This is a genomic window from Carnobacterium maltaromaticum DSM 20342, from assembly GCF_000744945.1.
GTDB classification, from domain to species: domain Bacteria; phylum Bacillota; class Bacilli; order Lactobacillales; family Carnobacteriaceae; genus Carnobacterium; species Carnobacterium maltaromaticum.
Genome location: NZ_JQMX01000001.1, coordinates 300,934 through 319,118 on the forward strand (window position 1 = coordinate 300,934; position 18,185 = coordinate 319,118).

Annotated in this window: 21 protein-coding genes and 1 tRNA gene; 18 read left to right on the top strand and 4 right to left on the bottom strand. The window is 34.6% G+C overall.

What is annotated here, in order from left to right; genetic code table 11:
• Positions 1-3 precede the first annotated feature (3 nt).
• On the top strand, positions 4-2,058 hold the full coding sequence (locus BR77_RS01375; protein WP_015076659.1) for a penicillin-binding transpeptidase domain-containing protein: 2,055 nt from the start codon (positions 4-6) through the stop codon (positions 2,056-2,058).
• Positions 2,059-2,182: 124 nt separating this feature from the next.
• Here the strand turns inward: BR77_RS01375 and BR77_RS01380 are convergent, their stop codons facing one another.
• Positions 2,183-2,749, bottom strand: a complete 567-nt coding sequence (locus BR77_RS01380) for an MltG/YceG/YrrL family protein (protein ID WP_015076658.1) — start codon at positions 2,747-2,749, stop codon at positions 2,183-2,185.
• Between the two features lie 20 nt (positions 2,750-2,769).
• Complete coding sequence (locus BR77_RS01385; RefSeq protein ID WP_010053312.1) at positions 2,770-3,120, bottom strand: hypothetical protein; 351 nt, start codon at positions 3,118-3,120, stop codon at positions 2,770-2,772.
• A gap of 270 nt (positions 3,121-3,390) precedes the next feature.
• Between BR77_RS01385 and rpmG the strand changes: the two genes are divergently transcribed.
• From rpmG to BR77_RS01420, 7 genes are all read left to right on the top strand, one after another.
• Positions 3,391-3,540 carry a 50S ribosomal protein L33 gene (rpmG, locus tag BR77_RS01390; protein ID WP_010053313.1) on the top strand — a complete coding sequence of 50 codons (150 nt, stop codon included), beginning with the start codon at positions 3,391-3,393 and terminating at the stop codon, positions 3,538-3,540.
• Between the two features lie 107 nt (positions 3,541-3,647).
• A complete protein-coding gene (locus BR77_RS01395) occupies positions 3,648-4,181 on the top strand; it encodes a 5-formyltetrahydrofolate cyclo-ligase (RefSeq protein WP_010053314.1) in 534 nt (177 codons plus the stop codon).
• Between the two features lie 77 nt (positions 4,182-4,258).
• On the top strand, positions 4,259-4,969 hold the full coding sequence (locus tag BR77_RS01400; RefSeq protein ID WP_010053315.1) for a rhomboid family intramembrane serine protease: 711 nt from the start codon (positions 4,259-4,261) through the stop codon (positions 4,967-4,969).
• Positions 4,970-4,987: 18 nt separating this feature from the next.
• Complete coding sequence (locus BR77_RS01405; RefSeq protein WP_015076657.1) at positions 4,988-5,191, top strand: YqgQ family protein; 204 nt, start codon at positions 4,988-4,990, stop codon at positions 5,189-5,191.
• Between the two features lie 20 nt (positions 5,192-5,211).
• Entirely contained in the window at positions 5,212-6,180 is a 969-nt protein-coding gene (locus tag BR77_RS01410) for an ROK family glucokinase (protein ID WP_010053322.1), read from the top strand.
• 147 nt (positions 6,181-6,327) lie between these two features.
• Positions 6,328-7,446, top strand: a complete 1,119-nt coding sequence (locus BR77_RS01415; RefSeq protein WP_015076654.1) for a YqgU-like beta propeller domain-containing protein — start codon at positions 6,328-6,330, stop codon at positions 7,444-7,446.
• A gap of 88 nt (positions 7,447-7,534) precedes the next feature.
• A complete protein-coding gene (locus tag BR77_RS01420; protein WP_029451663.1) occupies positions 7,535-7,936 on the top strand; it encodes a rhodanese-like domain-containing protein in 402 nt (133 codons plus the stop codon).
• An 80-nt stretch (positions 7,937-8,016) separates the two neighbouring features.
• Here BR77_RS01420 and BR77_RS01425 read toward each other — a convergent pair whose 3' ends face one another.
• Positions 8,017-8,247 carry an excisionase family DNA-binding protein gene (locus BR77_RS01425; RefSeq protein WP_015076653.1) on the bottom strand — a complete coding sequence of 77 codons (231 nt, stop codon included), beginning with the start codon at positions 8,245-8,247 and terminating at the stop codon, positions 8,017-8,019.
• A gap of 188 nt (positions 8,248-8,435) precedes the next feature.
• Between BR77_RS01425 and BR77_RS01430 the strand changes: the two genes are divergently transcribed.
• The 9 genes from BR77_RS01430 (at position 8,436) to BR77_RS19370 (ending at position 16,608) form a co-directional block, all read left to right on the top strand.
• Complete coding sequence (locus BR77_RS01430) at positions 8,436-9,176, top strand: glycerophosphodiester phosphodiesterase (RefSeq protein ID WP_015076652.1); 741 nt, start codon at positions 8,436-8,438, stop codon at positions 9,174-9,176.
• 1 nt (position 9,177) lies between these two features.
• Positions 9,178-10,128 carry a tRNA (adenosine(37)-N6)-dimethylallyltransferase MiaA gene (gene miaA, locus BR77_RS01435; RefSeq protein WP_015076651.1) on the top strand — a complete coding sequence of 317 codons (951 nt, stop codon included), beginning with the start codon at positions 9,178-9,180 and terminating at the stop codon, positions 10,126-10,128.
• A gap of 16 nt (positions 10,129-10,144) precedes the next feature.
• Entirely contained in the window at positions 10,145-11,392 is a 1,248-nt protein-coding gene (hflX, locus tag BR77_RS01440) for a GTPase HflX (RefSeq protein WP_015076650.1), read from the top strand.
• Positions 11,389-12,639 carry a methionine gamma-lyase family protein gene (locus BR77_RS01445; RefSeq protein ID WP_016356487.1) on the top strand — a complete coding sequence of 417 codons (1,251 nt, stop codon included), beginning with the start codon at positions 11,389-11,391 and terminating at the stop codon, positions 12,637-12,639. Before hflX ends, BR77_RS01445 begins: the two co-directional genes overlap by 4 nt.
• A gap of 270 nt (positions 12,640-12,909) precedes the next feature.
• Positions 12,910-13,302 (top strand): MerR family transcriptional regulator, encoded by a 393-nt coding sequence (locus tag BR77_RS01450; protein WP_010053334.1) that lies wholly within the window; start codon positions 12,910-12,912, stop codon positions 13,300-13,302.
• An 82-nt stretch (positions 13,303-13,384) separates the two neighbouring features.
• A complete protein-coding gene (glnA, locus tag BR77_RS01455; protein ID WP_010053336.1) occupies positions 13,385-14,719 on the top strand; it encodes a type I glutamate--ammonia ligase in 1,335 nt (444 codons plus the stop codon).
• A 308-nt stretch (positions 14,720-15,027) separates the two neighbouring features.
• A complete protein-coding gene (locus tag BR77_RS01460) occupies positions 15,028-15,921 on the top strand; it encodes a helix-turn-helix domain-containing protein (protein ID WP_015076648.1) in 894 nt (297 codons plus the stop codon).
• A 211-nt stretch (positions 15,922-16,132) separates the two neighbouring features.
• Entirely contained in the window at positions 16,133-16,351 is a 219-nt protein-coding gene (locus tag BR77_RS19365; protein WP_236700869.1) for a hypothetical protein, read from the top strand.
• Positions 16,352-16,416: 65 nt separating this feature from the next.
• The gene (locus tag BR77_RS19370) at positions 16,417-16,608 is read left to right on the top strand and encodes a hypothetical protein (RefSeq protein ID WP_257613168.1); all 192 of its coding nucleotides are present in this window, start codon (positions 16,417-16,419) and stop codon (positions 16,606-16,608) included.
• Positions 16,609-16,659: 51 nt separating this feature from the next.
• Here BR77_RS19370 and BR77_RS01470 read toward each other — a convergent pair whose 3' ends face one another.
• The gene (locus BR77_RS01470; protein ID WP_010053339.1) at positions 16,660-16,872 is read right to left on the bottom strand and encodes a hypothetical protein; all 213 of its coding nucleotides are present in this window, start codon (positions 16,870-16,872) and stop codon (positions 16,660-16,662) included.
• Positions 16,873-17,171: 299 nt separating this feature from the next.
• On the opposite strand from BR77_RS01470, the gene BR77_RS01475 reads away from it, so the two are divergent.
• A tRNA-Arg gene (locus BR77_RS01475) sits at positions 17,172-17,245 on the top strand.
• Positions 17,246-18,185 lie beyond the last annotated feature (940 nt).

Below are 18,185 nucleotides of genomic sequence, written 5' to 3' on the forward strand. Positions count from 1 at the left end.
ATAGTGGCAGAATCAAATGGTAGTATGAAAAAGAAAAAATCCCATATTCCTTTTCGTTTAAATTTGTTATTTTTTATTGTCTTTCTTTTATTTGCAAGTTTAATTGTTCGATTAGGTTATTTGCAAATTGTTAAGGGAGAAGAATTTGAAGCAGAAGTTAAACGAACGGAAATGACAACGGCAACCGGAACGGTTCCTCGTGGGATGATTTATGACAGTCAAGGACGTCAATTAGTTGGTAACACAGCTCTACAAGCAATTACCTATACTAGAGGTGCGCAAGTTAGTGGGAAAGATATGATGAAAATCGCGACTAAACTCGGTACCTTTATTCAGATGACACCAGATAGCATAGAGGATTTAAATGAGCGGGATTTACAAGACTATTGGGCAATTGTCCATGAAAAAGAATTAAATAAACGTTTAAGTAAAAAAGAACTTGAATTAAAAGGATCTGAGTTATATCAAGTTCAATTATCAAAAATTACGCCTGAAGATCTTGCACCGATTACAGAACAAGAAAAGCAAGTGGCAGCTATTTTTAAAAGAATGAACGGTGCGTATGCATTAACAACAACGTATATTAAAAGTAAAGATGTTTCTGATACGGAAATTGCAGCAATTAGTGAGAATTTAGTTGATTTACCAGGTGTTGATACGTCGACAGACTGGCAACGTGTTTATCCTGAAGGTGAAATGTTACGAAGTATTTTAGGGAGTGTAACCACTGAAAAAGTTGGTTTACCCGAGGATCAAGCAAGTGCGCTGTTAGCTAAAGGTTATGCTAGAAATGATCGTGTTGGGAATAGTTATTTAGAAAAACAATACGAAACAGTGTTAAGTGGTTCAAAATCAAAATCAGAAACAGAAACGAATGCAAATGGTGATATTATCAATACGATTGCCAAGTACGAAGGTTCTAAAGGCGATAACTTAGTTTTAACCATTGATATTGAGTTTCAAAAGAAGGTTGAAGAAATTACTAAAAATGCTTTAAGTGGAATTTTAGGTGGTTTGACAGATCGTATGTATGTTATGGCTTCTGATCCTCATACAGGTGAAATATTAGCGATGACTGGTCAAAAATATAATTTCGAAACCAATCAAATTGAAGATGATGCATTAGGTGTCATGAATAGTCAATACACGATGGGATCTTCTGTCAAAGGGGCGACTGTCCTGGCTGGCTATATGGATGGTGTCATTAGCTTAGATAATAACATGATTCTAGATCAACCTTTAGAATTTAAAGGAACACAGAAAAAAAGTTCATGGTTTAACCGAAATGGAAACAACGAATTAATGTCAGATGAAACAGCCTTGGAGGTTTCTTCTAACTCGTATATGATGCAAGTAGCCATGCGAATGGGTGGTCAAAATAATTACATCCCTAATGGAAGTCTAGATATTGATATGAACTTAGTTTTCTCAAAATTAAGATCTTATTATGCGCAATTTGGATTAGGAGTTCCAACTGGAATTGACTTGCCAGGTGAATCAACTGGTTTGCCAGGCGAACAATCCAATGCAGGGTTAGCTCTCGATTTCGCTTATGGTCAATTTGACACCTATACAACGCTTCAACTAAATCAGTATATTACGACAATTGCTAATGGTGGAAACCGAATTGCACCGCATGTTGTGAAGGAAATTCGAGAAACAGATGAGGATGGCAAGCTAGGAGCTATCCAAACGGAAATTCAACCAAATATTCTTAACCGAATTAATGTTGGAAATGAAGAAATTAAAAGAGTCCAAACTGGGATGTTTAATGTGGTTCATGGTAGCCATCCAAATAAAACTGGAAGAGGAAGTTTAGCAGAGTCCCCTAACAATATTGCAGGTAAAACTGGTACAGCTGAGGCTTTTTATTATGGACCTCAAACACAAAGTAATGGTACGTCGGTATATAATCTAACATTTGTTGGTTATGCACCCGCTGATAACCCAGAAATTGCGGTGACTGTCGTTGTACCATTCATGCCGAATGATGATAATACGGTGAATAAAGATACAGCTAGTGCTGTTTTTAATGCCTATTTTGATATGAAAAAATAAATAATGAAAAACGATAAGAAAAACACCTCCTTAACTGGTAATGTTTTTCCTATCGTTTTTATTTAGACAAAAATATAAAAACCCAAGAAACTAAGATAGATAGTTTCTTGGGTTTAATTTCTATTTAACGGTGTGTAATGATTTTTGCAATTTGTTCGTAAGACATTGAGCTGTTCACTTCATAAGAACCATCACGGATATACATTTCATAATCATTAGCAGACAAGAATTGAGTAAATTCATTTGCGTCTTTAATGATTCCTTGGCTAGCTAATTGATCAACAGCGGCACTAGTTGGATCACCTTGACCAATAACTAAAGTATATTTTTTGACTTTATCTTCTTCAGCCTTTTTCTTCGCTGCTTCTTCATCAGCTTTCTTTTTAGCGGCTGCAGCTGCAGCGTCAGTTGCTTTCTTATCATCAGCTGTTTTAGAACTAGAATCAGTTTTAGAGCTATCAGTTGAGCTACTATCACCAGTTACTTTTTCAAGTTCAACTTTAGTTAGAAGCTCTTCATACTTTTCTTTATAAGACTTTTCATCTGCAGACAAAGTTTTTTCTTTCTTAGCTGTTTCACTACTTTTTGCAGTTGAAGTTGAAGGTTCATACAGAAAGAGACGATAACCTGAAAGAACCAAGGCAGAAACTAAAAAGCCGACTGCTAAAAAGCGTAATGCAGGTCTATTCATTTATAATTCTCCTTTGAATTTTAATTTTGTTCAACGTACTCATTTACAACAACTTGAACAGTTGCAAGTGATAATTGTGTTTGTGACGCAATATTTTCAAGAGATACGCCTTGTGTGTATAAGGTAACCACATGATTTTTCAATACATCGTGAATTTTCATTGAAGAAGAAGTTTCTTCTGATTGAATATTCAGTTCATTTTCAAGCGCTGCTACGCGATTTTTTAAATGATAAATATCTTGCATCAATTGCAAAGATAATTCTTCAAATTCTTCTTGTACTTTTTCTCCATTGTCCTTTTTGTAGAAAGACCATACAATCAATGCGACTGAAATAATCAATAGGATAATAACGATCCACCAAATGTCCATTTTTTAAATCACCTCTTTCATTAAATCTCATTAGTTAGTGTACCATATTTGACCGTCTAAAAGTATTTTGTAAAATAAATTTAATATTTAAATGAACAAAACTTAAGAGTTTTAAATGTAGGAAAATAGTTTAAATTCCTTGTAAAGTAAAAAAACTTTACAAAGTATAAAAAAAAGCTAGCAACTTTTGCAAAAAAATGATATGATATTCAAGTCCGAAGATAACAAAAATGTTTCTTCAAATATGGTTGAATGCTTGGAGGGAAGAACATGCGTGTAAACATTACATTGGAATGTACTGAGTGTAAAGAACGTAATTACCACTCAAAGAAAAACAAACGTAACAATCCAGATCGTGTAGAATTTAAAAAATATTGTCCGCGTGAACGTCGTATGACATTACATCGTGAAACAAAATAACAACAGGAATCCTGTTGTTTTTTTTGTATTCAAAATGTAATAAATTTCACATGTATTGATAGGCTAACGTAGATAATTAGAAATAAAGTTAGAGGGTGGGGGAGCTAATGGATAAAAGTATAGTAAGAGTTGAGTTAATTGAAAGATTAGAAAAACTCTCTGAGGTTGAGAAGGCTAAAATTGAAAAAAGACTTGTTGAAAAATTACTTGCTCATAGTTGGTGGGAAAATGCCTCCACAATTGGATTAACTTTAGCTCAAGCGCTTGAAATTGACACAAAGCCTCTGATTAAAGCAGCTTGGCAATCGGATAAAAAGGTAGTTGTTCCTAGAACTAAAAAAGCGGGACAAATGGATTTTGTCTATTATACGCCAGAAACAAAAATGGAAAGGTCTTCATTTGGCATTTTAGAGCCGATAAAATCATTACCAGCTGTCCCAAAAGAGCAAATTCAATTACTGATAGTTCCGGGGGTAGGTTTTAATTCAGCTGGATATCGAATTGGTTTTGGAGCTGGTTATTATGATCGGTATTTGGCAGATTATCAAGGGAAAACAATTTCTTTAGCGCTTCCTCAACAACTAACAAATGATTGGACTGTAGATTCATACGACATTCCTGTTCAGTTAATTTTGACTTAAGTTTGCTGAAAATAGACTAGAAAATAATGTGGGAGTTCGCTATAATAAGAAAGATAAAATGAAAATGAGGTGAAGTATTGAATTATCAAACTGAAATGAAATTAAAACGTTTCTCAAATAAACCTTTTATGACATATACTTTCTTAACGATTCAAATTATACTTTTTTTACTAATGACGCTTTTTTTTGGCGGTAGTGAAAATACGTATACACTGATTCTTTTTGGAGCGAAATTTAACCCCTTAATTGTAATGGGTGATTGGTGGCGTTTGATCACACCAATGTTTCTGCATATCGGTTGGTTGCATCTGGCGGTTAACTCGGTATGTGTGTATTATATTGGAACACATTTAGAGAAAATTATGGGGCATTGGCGTTTCGCGTTAATTTATTTATTGAGTGGTGTTGCTGGAAATGTAGCTAGTTTTGCGTTTAGTGATTCAGTATCTGCTGGTGCAAGTACATCAATATTTGGCTTATTTGCTACAACTTTAATGTTGGCAGAAACCTTTAAAGGAAATGCTTATTATCGTGAAATTGCCAAGACTTTTGGAATTCTAATTGTATTTAACTTTATTACAGGATTTCTTTCAATAGGAGATGGAAATGTAGATAATGCTGGGCATGCTGGTGGCTTGGTAGGTGGCTTTTTAATTGCAACAGCTATCTCTGTTCCTAATGCTCCTGTAGATTTAAAAACGAAACGGATTATTGCAGGAGTTGCTTATACGATAGCGCTATTATTTTTTATCGCAATCGGTTTCAAAAGAACAACAATTGGAGTATAATTATGAGGATGTGGCAATGTGAGAACGTTGTATGATGTTCAACAACTATTAAGAAGATTTGGTATTTATGTTTATGTGGGAAAACGTTTGTGGGACATCGAATTAATGCAAATCGAGTTAAAAAGTTTAAATGATGAAGGATTGATTCCCAATGAAACCTACATTGCAGCAGTTTTAGTTTTAAAACAGGAGCATCGTATTGAAGAAGGAAAAGAAAAATAAGTGATTTGGAGGAAATAGCAGTGTCTAAAAAACTGATTGGAATTGACTTAGGTGGTACAACTGTTAAATTTGCTATTCTAACGGAAGCAGGCGAAGTTCAACAAAAATGGAGTATTGAAACAGATAGTGATGATGAAGGTTCTAAGATTGTGCCGAGCATTGTTGCATCTATTAATCAACACTTGGAACGTTATAATATGACGAAAGCTGATTTTATTGGAATTGGAATGGGTTCACCAGGAACGGTTGATCGTGAAAAAGGAACTGTTATTGGAGCGTACAATTTAAATTGGAAAACACTGCAGTTTGTTAAAAAGGATATCGAAGAAGGAACGGGTATCCCATTTGCTATTGATAATGATGCCAATGTTGCCGCTTTAGGTGAACGTTGGAAAGGTGCTGGAGAAAACGGGGATGATGTAACCTTTATTACATTGGGTACAGGTGTCGGTGGAGGTATTATTGCTGAAGGTCACTTGTTACACGGTATTGTGGGGGCTGCTGGAGAAATTGGGCATATTACCGTTGATCCAGAAGGTTACGAATGTACTTGTGGGAAAAAAGGGTGTTTAGAAACCGTTGCAAGTGCCACTGGAGTAGTGCGTGTTGCCAGAGATTATGCAGATAATTTTTCTGGTGATTCTCGTCTGAAATATATGATTGATGATGGACAACAAGTAACGGCTAAAACGGTTTTCGATTTAGCTAAAGATGGGGATGTTCTTGCTATTAAAGTCATTGATAAAGTTTCTTTCTATCTAGGTTTAGCTTGTGGAAATATTGGGAATATGTTAAATCCATCAGATATTGTTATTGGTGGTGGAGTTTCAGCGGCTGGTGAGTTTTTATTGGACCAAGTTCGTCATTATTTTGAACAATTCTCTTTTCCGCAAGTTCGTCAGAGCACACGGATTAAACTGGCTCAACTAGGAAATGATGCAGGTATCATTGGAGCTAGCTCGTTAGCTCGTCAGTTTAGTAAAAAATAATAGCTATAAAAATTAAGGCTGAGCAAAACTGCGCAGCTTTTTTTTTGAATTTTTAAAACTTAAATGCCTCTTGGATGCTAAAGATTTCATGCTATGCTATACTTTATTAATAAACAAAAACTAAATTTAGAATAATTGGGTGATGGCATGAAATGGACAAAACAAGCTCTATATGGAACTATAATTCTGGTTTTCCTCTCAATTATTGGTTTAGGTGGGTGTGGGAAAACGGTAGAAAATCATGAAGAAAAAAAAGAAGAGACCGCAATAAGTTATAAAAAGATTCCAATTGAGCTAGATAGTATCAAAAAAGTGATGGGATGGTTATCTAATGAAGAAGTTTTAGTTCATTGCGGACATGATTTTAAAGATGTTTTATATAAATTTAATGTTGTTACTGGTGAGTTAAAAATTTTATATAAACCAAATGCACTTATTTTAACTTCTGCAATCTCGCCAGATAGCAAGAAAATTTTCATCCAATTAGCTGAAGAACAAAAAAGTAAATTGCAAGTAATTGATTTAGAAGGGAAAATTTTAAAAGAAAATACTGTTGATACACAAGGGTATTTGAATGTTAGTTGGAATGGTTCAAATAATGCGGAACTGTTTTTAGCTTATTATGAAACCGAAAATGTGTTGAAAGTTTTAGACTGGAAAGTTTCGGAGAATACATTGAAAGATGTGCCTAATGATTCTTTGACTCCGGTTTGGTATTCAGATAACTTGTATGTGTATGTGGATAATTTAGGTGAGTTTTTATTGACAAAAGGTGAGTTGTATCTGGGAGATGTTCGCACGGGTAAAAAAACTTATTTACGTAATCAAGTATCAGGCTTTTATCTAAATAATGATGCATTAATTACTTTTTCGCCGTCAGACTTCAATGAGTACGAGTTGCTTTTAAGTTATCAATATCCTTTTATGGTAGATAAAGGATTTTTGGAAGTCCCTAAAATGTCAATGAATGACCGTTTATTGTTTCCCTATCTTTCTCAAGCTCAGCGAAAAGCCCCTATTTATGGAGTGTTGCCAAAAAAAGCGGTGCATCTGGAGTTAGAGATGGGAGAGTATCAATTAGCTGAATTAGACTTTGAAGAGCGTAAAATCATACCGATATTAGATTTGCCTGATAATGCCCCAATCCAGGTAAGTCCAAATGGGAAGCGCGTTTTATATGGTTGGCGGTTTGAAAATGTAGCTGATTTAAAGACGAAAAAGATTTACCCACTTTTGAATATTCCGGAAAAGACACCAAAATCGTGATTAGCTTGTTTGTTTTTTAAAAAACTCTAGCAAATTTTGTCATTCTTGTGTACAATTGTTCATTGTAGGCGATAGATGAAAGGGGCAAATGAAGTTGAGTGGAAATTTAATTGTAAATATTTTATTAGCACTAGTTTTATTAGGTATGATCGGGTATGAAGTCTATGGTTATTTTAATAGAAAACGTGCAGCTGTTGAACTATCTGAAGAGGATTTCAAAAAAGACATGCGTAAAGTTCAAGTGATTGATGTTCGTGAAAAAGCAGAATTTGATGCTGGACATATCCTTGGAGCTCGTAACATTCCGTATTCAGCATTTAAAACCCGAATGGTCGAAATTAGAAAAGATATTCCAGTTTATTTATATGACCAAAAAAAGGCAATGAGTGGCCGTGCGGCTGTTCGTTTGAAAAAAGCGGGTTATACAGAAATTTATCGTCTGAAAAATGGTTACCAAGGTTGGACAGGCAAAGTTAAAAAGAAATCATAAAAATAAAAAGCATCTAAAATTGTTAGTCGATTTTAGATGCTTTTTCTATGTTTAATGGGTAATGAACGTGTAACTATGGATTAGTCTTCATCTTTTATATCAATATCTTCTGGGATAGGTTCAGCTAAATAATCTTCTAGCTCTTTTTTTGCTTTTTCCATTTCTTTAATAAAGAGGTTAAATTGTTCTTTATAAATTAACAGTGTTTCACCATCAGATAAGGTTCGAATTTGTTTTTCTCGAATCAAGCGCTCGATATCACTGATAGGTAAGTTTAAATATTCAGCCGTTTCTTCAATTGTTAAATACATTATGGGCACACTCCTTTGTTTTATTTTACGTTATTTTTAAGAAAAAGACGAGCTATGTTAGCTAGAAAAATAAATCTTTAAAAAAATAATTGAAACAATCTTGAATATAGCTATTTTTTAGCAGAAAATAAATGGTTTCATGGTACAATAGGGATATTGAAATTAAACTTACTACGTGGAGAAAATAAATGAAAACAAAAATAATTGCCCATCGAGGAAGTAAAAGTACAAGACCTGAAAATACACTAACTGCCTTTCGCGAAGCATTACATGTTGGAAGTGATGGAATTGAATTAGATGTTCATTTAAGTTCGGATGGTGAAGTCGTAGTCATTCACGATGAGACAGTTGATCGAACAACGAATGGCACTGGTTTAGTAAGCGAGTTGACCTTGCAAGAGTTAAAGTCGTTAGATGCTGGAAGCTGGTTTGATCCTTTATATTCTAAAGTGACTATTCCGACTTTAAAGGAAGTATTGGATATGTTAGTAACTGAGGGGTTTTGTGGGCTTCTGAATATTGAATTAAAGACAGATAAAATTGTTTATCCTGAGATGAGTCGAAAAGTATATAGCTTAGTTCAAGAAACAGCACCCGCCTATGATATTGTCTACTCTAGTTTTAATTATGATACATTAATTGAGATGAAAAAAATAAATGATAAGAATCAGGTGGCCTTACTATTTAAAAAAGTTGGTCGTGCCCAGACGCGTTTAAATGGGGAGTACTCTGTGGAAGCTTGGCATGTGCCGGTGGACTGGGCTAAGGCTAGACTTATACTTGGTAAACCGCGCTTGCCACTTCGAGTTTGGACAGTGAATGAAAAATCAAGTGTACAGTATTTTATTCGTAAAAAAGTAGCTGCAATTATTACAGATTATCCAGAGATAGCATTAATGATACGTAATCACTGGGATAAAGGAGAATAGAATGACTGATAAAACAAAAATTGTGATTATTGTTGGACCAACTGCGGTTGGAAAAACGAATTTAAGCATCTCATTGGCACAGGCAATTGATGGTGAGATTATTAGTGGGGACTCTATGCAGATTTATCGCCGACTGGATATTGGAACTGCAAAAGTGACGAAAGACGAACAGGCAGGCATACCGCATCATTTAATTGACTGTGTAGATGTAACTCAAGGATATTCGGTTTCTGATTTTCAAAAAGATGCTCGAAAAGCGATTTCAGCTATCGAAGCTCGTGGAAAAGTGCCAATTATTGTAGGTGGAACAGGCTTGTATATTGAAGCACTGCTTTATGATTTGTCTTTTGGAGGAACAGTTGAAGAGGCTGATCTGGCCTATCGCCATTTAAAGGAATCAGAGGCACGAGAAAAAGGGAATCTCGCTTTATGGTCCGAATTACAAATGAATGACCCTAAAGCAGCAGAAAATATCCATCCTAATAATGTGAAACGAGTGATTCGAGCTTTAGAGGTCTATCATTTGACGGGTAAACCTTTTTCTAGCTTCCAGAAAGAGCATACAATAAAGGAACCCTTCTACGATGCTAAGATTATAGGATTAACAACAGATCGTGAGGTTCTTTATCAGCGAATAAATGAACGTGTTCTAAACATGTTCGAAATGGGTTTATTGGAAGAAGCGCATTGGCTTTATCAGCAAAATATTCCTAATTCTCAGGCGGCATTAGGGATTGGCTATAAAGAGTTAACGGCTTATTTTAACGGAAAAATAAATTTGGAAGAAGCTCAAAAACAAATACAACAAAATTCTAGGCGGTATGCAAAACGGCAATTGACATGGTTTCGCAATCGTTGGGCAGTTGTTGAATGGTGGGATTTAATTAAAAATCCAAATCAAAAAGCTACCTTAATTGAAACAATCAAGACATTTCTTAGTAATCAAAAATAAAAAAGTAGGTGGTTGTATGAATACCAAAGAAGCCCGTGAACGTGTGATTATAGTCGGAGTACAAACAACAGAATCAGATCAAGCCTTCGTTTATTCGTTAAAAGAATTGGCGCAGTTAACAGAAACTGCAAAAGGTGAGGTTGTTGCTGAATTAACGCAAAAACGCCCAAGAATGGATAGTAAAACATACTTAGGTAAAGGGAAGTTACAAGAATTAGTTCGGTTAGCTGAAGAAACTGAAGCGGATGTGATTATTTTTAACCACGGGTTAACTCCTGGTCAAACGCGCAATATTCAAGCAGAAATCGATCTTAAAGTGATTGACAGAGTTCAATTGATTTTAGATGTTTTTGCAATGCGGGCACAAAGTAAAGAGGGCAAGTTGCAAGTGGGATTAGCTCAATTGCACTATTTATTGCCACGTTTAGCTGGGCAAGGTAAAAATCTTTCTAAATTGGGGGGCGGAATTGGGACAAGAGGACCTGGTGAAACCAAATTGGAAACAGATCGGCGCCATATTCGGGACCAAATTACAGATATTAAACGTACCTTGAAAGAAACGGAGGCGCATCGTGAAAGAAGTCGTGAACGACGAAATGATGGAACAACCTTCCAGATTGGGTTAATGGGTTATACAAATGCTGGGAAATCAACATTACTAAATCAATTAACCCATGCAGAAACGTATGAACAAAATCAACTATTTGCAACGTTAGACCCGTTGACTCGTAAATTAGTTTTACCGACAGGAATGAATGTGACTTTAACGGATACAGTTGGTTTTATTCAAGATTTACCTACACAGCTTATCGATGCCTTCCATTCCACTTTAGAGGAAACTAAAAATGTTGATTTGTTACTCCATGTTGTAGATGCAGCGGCTGAAGATATGCTCGGGCATGAAAAAACGGTTTTAGAATTATTGAAAGAACTTAAGATGGATAGAATTCCTATGTTGACGGTCTATAACAAACGAGATTTGATTACGGGTTCATTTTTACCTGATTTATTTCCAAGTGTGCTGATATCTGCCCGTAATGACGACGATATTGCTGAATTGTATCATAAGATTATGGAAATTATGAAAGAGACGCTAGTACCTTATCAATTTGAAATAGCCGCAGATCAAGGTGGGGCGCTAGTTAAGTTGAAGAAAGAAACGCTAATTATTTCAGAAGAATATAACGAAGAGAAAAATAGTTATTTTGTAAAAGGGTATGCAAAAGAGCAATCAAAATGGATTGGAGAGCGAGAATTAGAATGAGTTGGAAAAGTCCATACACAATAGAATTAAAACAAAAGATTCAAGAGGTTGAAGAAAAAATTAAACCTTTACATGATTTGGTTCATCAAATAGCCTTAGAGAATCAGAATAAGGTTTTAAGTAGTTTTAGAGAAAATCAGGTTTCTGATCAACATTTTAATCCGACAACCGGTTATGGGTATGATGATTTTGGCCGAGATACATTAGAAAAAGTCTATGCGGATGTATTTAAAGCGGAAGCGGGATTAGTGCGACCACAGATCATTTCTGGGACACATGCTATTTCTACAGCATTATTTGGTGTATTGCGTCCAGGAGATGACTTGTTATATATAACTGGAGCACCTTATGATACGCTTTTAGAGATTGTTGGGGAAACGGGAAATGGAATTGGTTCTTTAAAAGAGTACCAAATTGGGTACCAACATGTCGATCTATTAGCAGATGGTGAAGTCGATTTTGATGCTGTGAAAAATTGTATTACCCCGAAAACAAAAATGATTGCGATTCAACGTTCAAGAGGCTATGCAAGTCGTCCTTCCTTTACGATTGAAAAAATTGAAGCAATGATTCAGACTGTACGTCAATGGGCTCCAGAAGCTGTTATTTTTGTCGATAACTGCTATGGAGAGTTTGTTGAAGAAAGAGAGCCAATCGAAGTTGGGGCTGATCTAATAGCAGGTTCTCTAATTAAGAATCCAGGTGGCGGTTTAGCTAAAATTGGAGGCTATATTGTTGGGCGTGAAGATTTAATCGAAGCTTGTGGCTATCGTCTGACTTCACCAGGGATTGGTCGAGAAGCAGGAGCCTCTCTGTATAGTCTTCAGGAAATGTACCAAGGATTCTTTTTAGCGCCTCATGTAGTTGGTGAAGCTGTTAAGGGAGCTATCTATACGGCCGCTTTGTTAGCTGAATGCCAGATTGAAAGTACCCCTAAATGGGACGATCCAAGAACGGATCTCATTCAAATGATTTCATTAAATGATCCTGAGAAAATGGTTCGTTTTGCACAAACAATTCAAAAATATTCACCTATAAATGCTCATGTAATGCCAATTGGGGCTTATATGCCCGGGTATGAAGATGATGTTATTATGGCTGCTGGAACTTTTATTCAAGGCGCAAGCTTAGAATTGACTGCAGATGGCCCTATTCGTTCGCCTTATACACTCTATGTTCAAGGTGGTTTAACTTATGAACATGTTAAGTTAGCTGTTACGGCAGCTGTTTCAGAGTTGTTTTTTTAGCAATAAAAAGGAATGATAGACTTAGAGTTTGAATTCAGCCAGAGTTTTTGGCGAATTCACTCTAGGTCTATTTTATTTAGTTGGAATTAGTAATCAATAAAAAACAGAGTGGTCTATATGTAATTTTTTTATTTAATCCAAACTAAAAATCCGTATATATAATGGATCATTCGTTAAACGGTGTTAGATAATCTGACATTTGGTCTTTTTTTTGTTGACAAGTGAATTAAACACTGGTATTCTAATAAAGTAATTGAAAGGAGGGCAAAAATGAAAGAGAAAGAACTTCGTAGATCAATGTCGGTTTTTCCAATTGGTACAGTTATGAAATTAACAGATTTAACAGCAAGGCAAATTCGGTATTATGAAGAACAGGATCTAATTCACCCCGAGCGCAATGAAGGGAACAGAAGGATGTATTCTCTAAATGACATTGATGTTCTCTTAGAGATTAAAGATTACTTATCTGATGGAATCAATATGGCAGGGATTAAAAGAATTTATGAATTAAAACAACAAGAAAAAGAAAAGAAACGAATTGAGCAAAAAAGAGTAATGACAGATGACGATGTTCGTCGAATTTTACATGCTGAATTTTTATCTGTCAGTGGTCTTAATGCAAATGGTCCACATCAGTCTGTTGATCCTAAGCGAATGATTTAGGATTTAATTATATAGAGCCATTTTAACTTTTTATGGTTAAAAAAAGTAAAAAATTACTAACCTATAACGGGGGGAAAAGGAAATGCCAGAATTTACAAAAGAAGAAATTAAACGTATTGCTAAAGAAGAAGATGTTCGTTTTTTACGATTAATGTTTACTGATATTATGGGAATCATCAAAAATGTTGAGGTTCCGATTAGTCAATTAGAAAAAGTATTGAGCAATAAAATGATGTTTGACGGTTCTTCGATCGAAGGTTTTGTTCGGATTGAAGAAAGTGATATGTATTTACGTCCAGATTTAGATTCTTGGTTGATTTTTCCTTGGGGAACAGGAAAAGGAAAAATTGCTCGTTTAATTTGTGATATATATAATCCTGGCGGAACTCCTTTTGCTGGTGATCCACGAAATAACTTAAAACGTGTCCTTAAAGAAATGGAAGAATTTGGTTTTACTGAATTTAACTTAGGGCCTGAGCCTGAGTTTTTCTTATTCAAACTAGATGAAAATGGGGAACCTACTCTTGAGTTAAATGATAAAGGTGGCTACTTTGATTTTGCACCTACTGACTTAGGTGAAAATTGTCGTCGTGAAATTGTTTTGCAATTAGAAGAAATGGGATTTGAAATTGAAGCTAGCCATCATGAAGTAGCTCCAGGACAACACGAGATTGATTGGAAATATGCCAATGCGATTGATGCGTGTGATTATATTCAAACCTTCAAGTTAGTTGTGAAAACAGTTGCTCGTCAGCATGGTCTTCATGCTACGTTTATGCCAAAACCGTTATTTGGAGTAAATGGATCTGGCATGCATTTTAATATGTCTTTATTCAATAAAGATGGCAATGCTTTCTATGATGAAGAAGGAGAAATGCAATTAAGTGAAACTGCTCGTCAGTTTATGGCTGGAATTTTAAAACACGCTAGAGCCTATACAGCAATTTGTAACCCGACAGTCAATTCTTATAAGCGTTTGGTTCCTGGTTATGAAGCGCCCGTTTATGTTGCTTGGAGTGGACGTAATCGTTCTCCATTAGTCCGTGTTCCTGAATCCCGTGGATTATCAACGCGAATCGAACTTAGAAGTGTAGATCCAACAGCTAATCCGTACTTGGCAATGGCAGTCCTTTTAAAATCTGGACTAGATGGTATTAAAAATCAAATGAAAGTTCCGGATCCAGTTGATCGTAATATTTACGTGATGACTGAAGAGGAGCGCCATGAACGAGGTATTAATGATTTACCTTCAACATTACACAATGCAATTAAGTATTTGCGTCAGGATGAAGTTGTAAAAGAAGCTTTGGGTTCTCATATTTACAATAACTTTGTTGAAGCAAAACGAATTGAGTGGGCGGCGTTCCGTCAACAAGTTTCTGAATGGGAACGCGAGCAATACATGGAACTTTATTAAAACAACAAGAAGGAATCCTTTGATTAGGGTTTCTTTTTTTTGCCTATCAGTTAATAAATTGAAAAGAGTTTTTTTATTATATGAATTATTTTTTAATAAATAGTAAAACTAAAATAGTTAAGTACAACTGAATAGTATGACGCTTTTATAGAAGGAGTTTTTTCGGTTTTTTTGAAAAATTAATATTTGATGAGGAAATACTGCTGTAATTGTCAGATAATTAATGCTATAATAAATTTTAATTACCATTCGTGCTAAAAATAGTGAGAAGTAATTAGTGTTGGACTTAAAGGAAAAGGAGTGAATTGATGGAAAATATCGGGGGGAAAATCAAAGCGTTACGTATTCAAAAAGAAATGCGACAAAAAGAGTTTGCTAAAGGAATTTGTTCAAATGTAACATTAAGTAATATTGAAAATAATAAACAAAATCCATCAATGGAAATTCTAATAAAAATTTGTGATAAATTAGAAATTGCTTTACAAGATTTATATGGTGAACCTATTGATACAGAAGAAGTTAAGAATTTAACGGCTAATTTCGATCAATTGCAATGGCTATGTGGCAATCATAGACATCGGGAGGCATACATTTTGCTGATGGAGGAGATTGCAGAAGAACAGTTGATTACTATTTGTTTCCAAAAAAAATATTACTATTTTTTAGGTTTAACTCAAGTTATTCATTTGGAGAAACCTGATGAAGCGATATTTAATTTTAGTCGTACATTAAATACTGAGAATGAAGCTAAAACGGAAACAATTGAAGATGTACTAGCATTAAATGGGTTGGGTATTGCTTATACTTTTAAAGGGGAAATGGATAAAGCTGAATTTTACTTTATGAAATCATTGGAGCATATGAAAAAATTTGAGACAGAGGTTTTATCTGAGCAAAAAGAGATGGGGAAAATTGCTTTTAATACAGCTAAACATTACTCAGATAAAAAGGAGTATAAAAAAGCTGTTGATTTGTGTTTAGAGGCATTATCGATTTTAATTAATTTAGACTCGCGTTACCATTTGAGTGCCTTGTATTTTTTGCTGGGGTATAATTTGTTTGAGCTTGGTGATAGGGTAAATAGTTCAAAAAATTATTTTATTGCCAAGGCTTTAGCGTATGTGGACAATAATCAACACGTACTTGATGCAGTGGATGAAGAATTGGAAAAGCACAAAATCGTTTTCGATGCACTTATATAGTTGATAGCGTTAGGGTGGTTAAGTAAGAGGGTTTTAGTGGGCTGTAGCTGACTAAAACCCTTTTTTTATTTGTTAAAGGAGAGAGCCTAACATAGAAAATGATTTGAATCCATCTAATGATTTTTATAAATGAATTGAAAAGTACTGAATAATAGAGTATCTTAAAGAAGCATATATAGATAAATACGAATAAAGTTTGAGGTGGAATTCTATGGCACTAATTAAAAATACCGACAAAAATATCCAACTATCGCTGAAGTTGCTAAATAATAAATTCTTAGAAATAAAAGAAAGTAGTCATGAGTCGTGGATTCCTTTTGCGTTAAAGTTAGATGTAGCCGGAGATTGTTATGAGTATGAAGCTAAAAGAGGAGCTGTCTTTACTTTATATGAAATTAATCGTTTGATTGGGAGCTTGAGAAAAATTTAGGTACTAAAGAAGCTGTCAATACATTTGAAGAAATTGAATTTTATTCTTCTCAAGCTTATTTTGGGATGATTTTTATCGATCCTTTGGAAGCTGATCTAGTGGAAGTTGAATTTTGGTTTAATATGGATGTACTTTCTCAATCAGAGACTAAAGGATATGATCAAGGATATCGGTTTGCAGTTGAGGTTACTGATCTGAAGAGCTTTATCGCTGAAATAAAGCACGAATTAAAAGAGATTCTAATTAAGGAAGGCTAAAGTGGTATGCTGAAAATAGCCTCTATCTAATAATGATAGGGGCTGCGTGTTTTATTTGTTTGTCGACATTTTAAAGGTTTGGATTTGCGAAGGATGAATTTGATAATGGACACTGGCGTAAAAAATTTCTACAAATGGTGTATCAAAAAGAAAATCAGGATGTTGTTTTAACCATAAATCTGGATGTATTCCATCAATGCGTGCATTAGGATCTAAGTTAAGGCATGTCCATTCGCCAATTAGGTTAGCGTAAAGGTAGTACATAGTATCAGCTCTCTTTTAAGTAAATTCGTTAATAATAAGATAATACCATAGGATAGTTTAAAAGACTATGTCTAATAATTATGCAAAACGAGAAAAAATAAGGAATTTTAACAGTTGGTAGTATGTCTAATTTTCAATAGATTTACCGGATTGGCTGGTTTTTTTCTGCATTGTGTAGCTTTTAGGCTATTTGTTTAAATGAAGTTTTCGGTGAATGATTATGAGAAGTAGATTAATTTAGTAAATAGTATTGACTTTTTATTCAATTTTGTCTATAATAAATCTTGTCGTTATAACTAGTCTCAATAGCTCAGCTGGATAGAGCATCCGCCTTCTAAGCGGACGGTCGGGAGTTCGAATCTCTCTTGAGACGTAATCTTAAAAATGCATAAATATCGAATTTGCTTCCAATTCCTTTTATAACAAGGAGTTGGGAGTTTTTTTGTTGTACTTAAGCTAGTATTAAAACAGGTGCAATGCAAAATGTTATGAGTTGTACCTATTTTCTATACATGACCATAAAAAGTTAAAAGTAAAATATGAGACTGAATAAAAAAATATTATTTATACAGCTCTTGCATAATCTGCTCCATTTCATTATGAACTAGTTCTTTCAATGCCTGAGAGTAGCTCCCTTGGATATTGTAGTGCTATCTGAGTATTCAAGGCGGGGTTTGTTAGAAATAGCAAGACTTAGGCGTTAGCAAGTGTTAAAGCACCAAAAGTGATAGCCCAATCAGTAGTTCATATCGAATATTTTTCCTATTTTCTTATTTAGGCGAAGAAGGATACAAATTAGAATAGAAAAAAGCTTCTTGTGCAGCAGCTTGCTTATAAAATTTATCTTGTTTTTTTATTATACCAAGGATCATTGTGCGGGTTTGCTGAAAATTAATAATTTAGTTTGCCTGAGTTAAAAGTTATCCCTCTATTCTTCTAGGTTTATTTTTTAGTTATCTAAATTAGTGTGATTTGACGTAGTTTGGAAAAAATTGTATAATTTAAATGAAGTAATGTTAAATGGACGATTATATTAAATTGAGGTGCTTTTTGTGAGTGGAGTCGTATCTAAATAGGCTGAATTAAATAAGCTAAATAGACTAAAAATTCTGAGGAAGAATTGGTTTATTTAGGTTACCTATGAAGATACCTGTCTTACTTTATGTAAAAGCCACTTTCTAATCAGCAAATTTGTTTGATTAATATAGAGTGAATTACTAAAGCTGTGGGTTTCCACGGCTTTTTTTGTTGCATAAACGTTCAATAAAATAAAGTGATTGTCCATTAACTAACTATGGGTATCTTCGTGATTT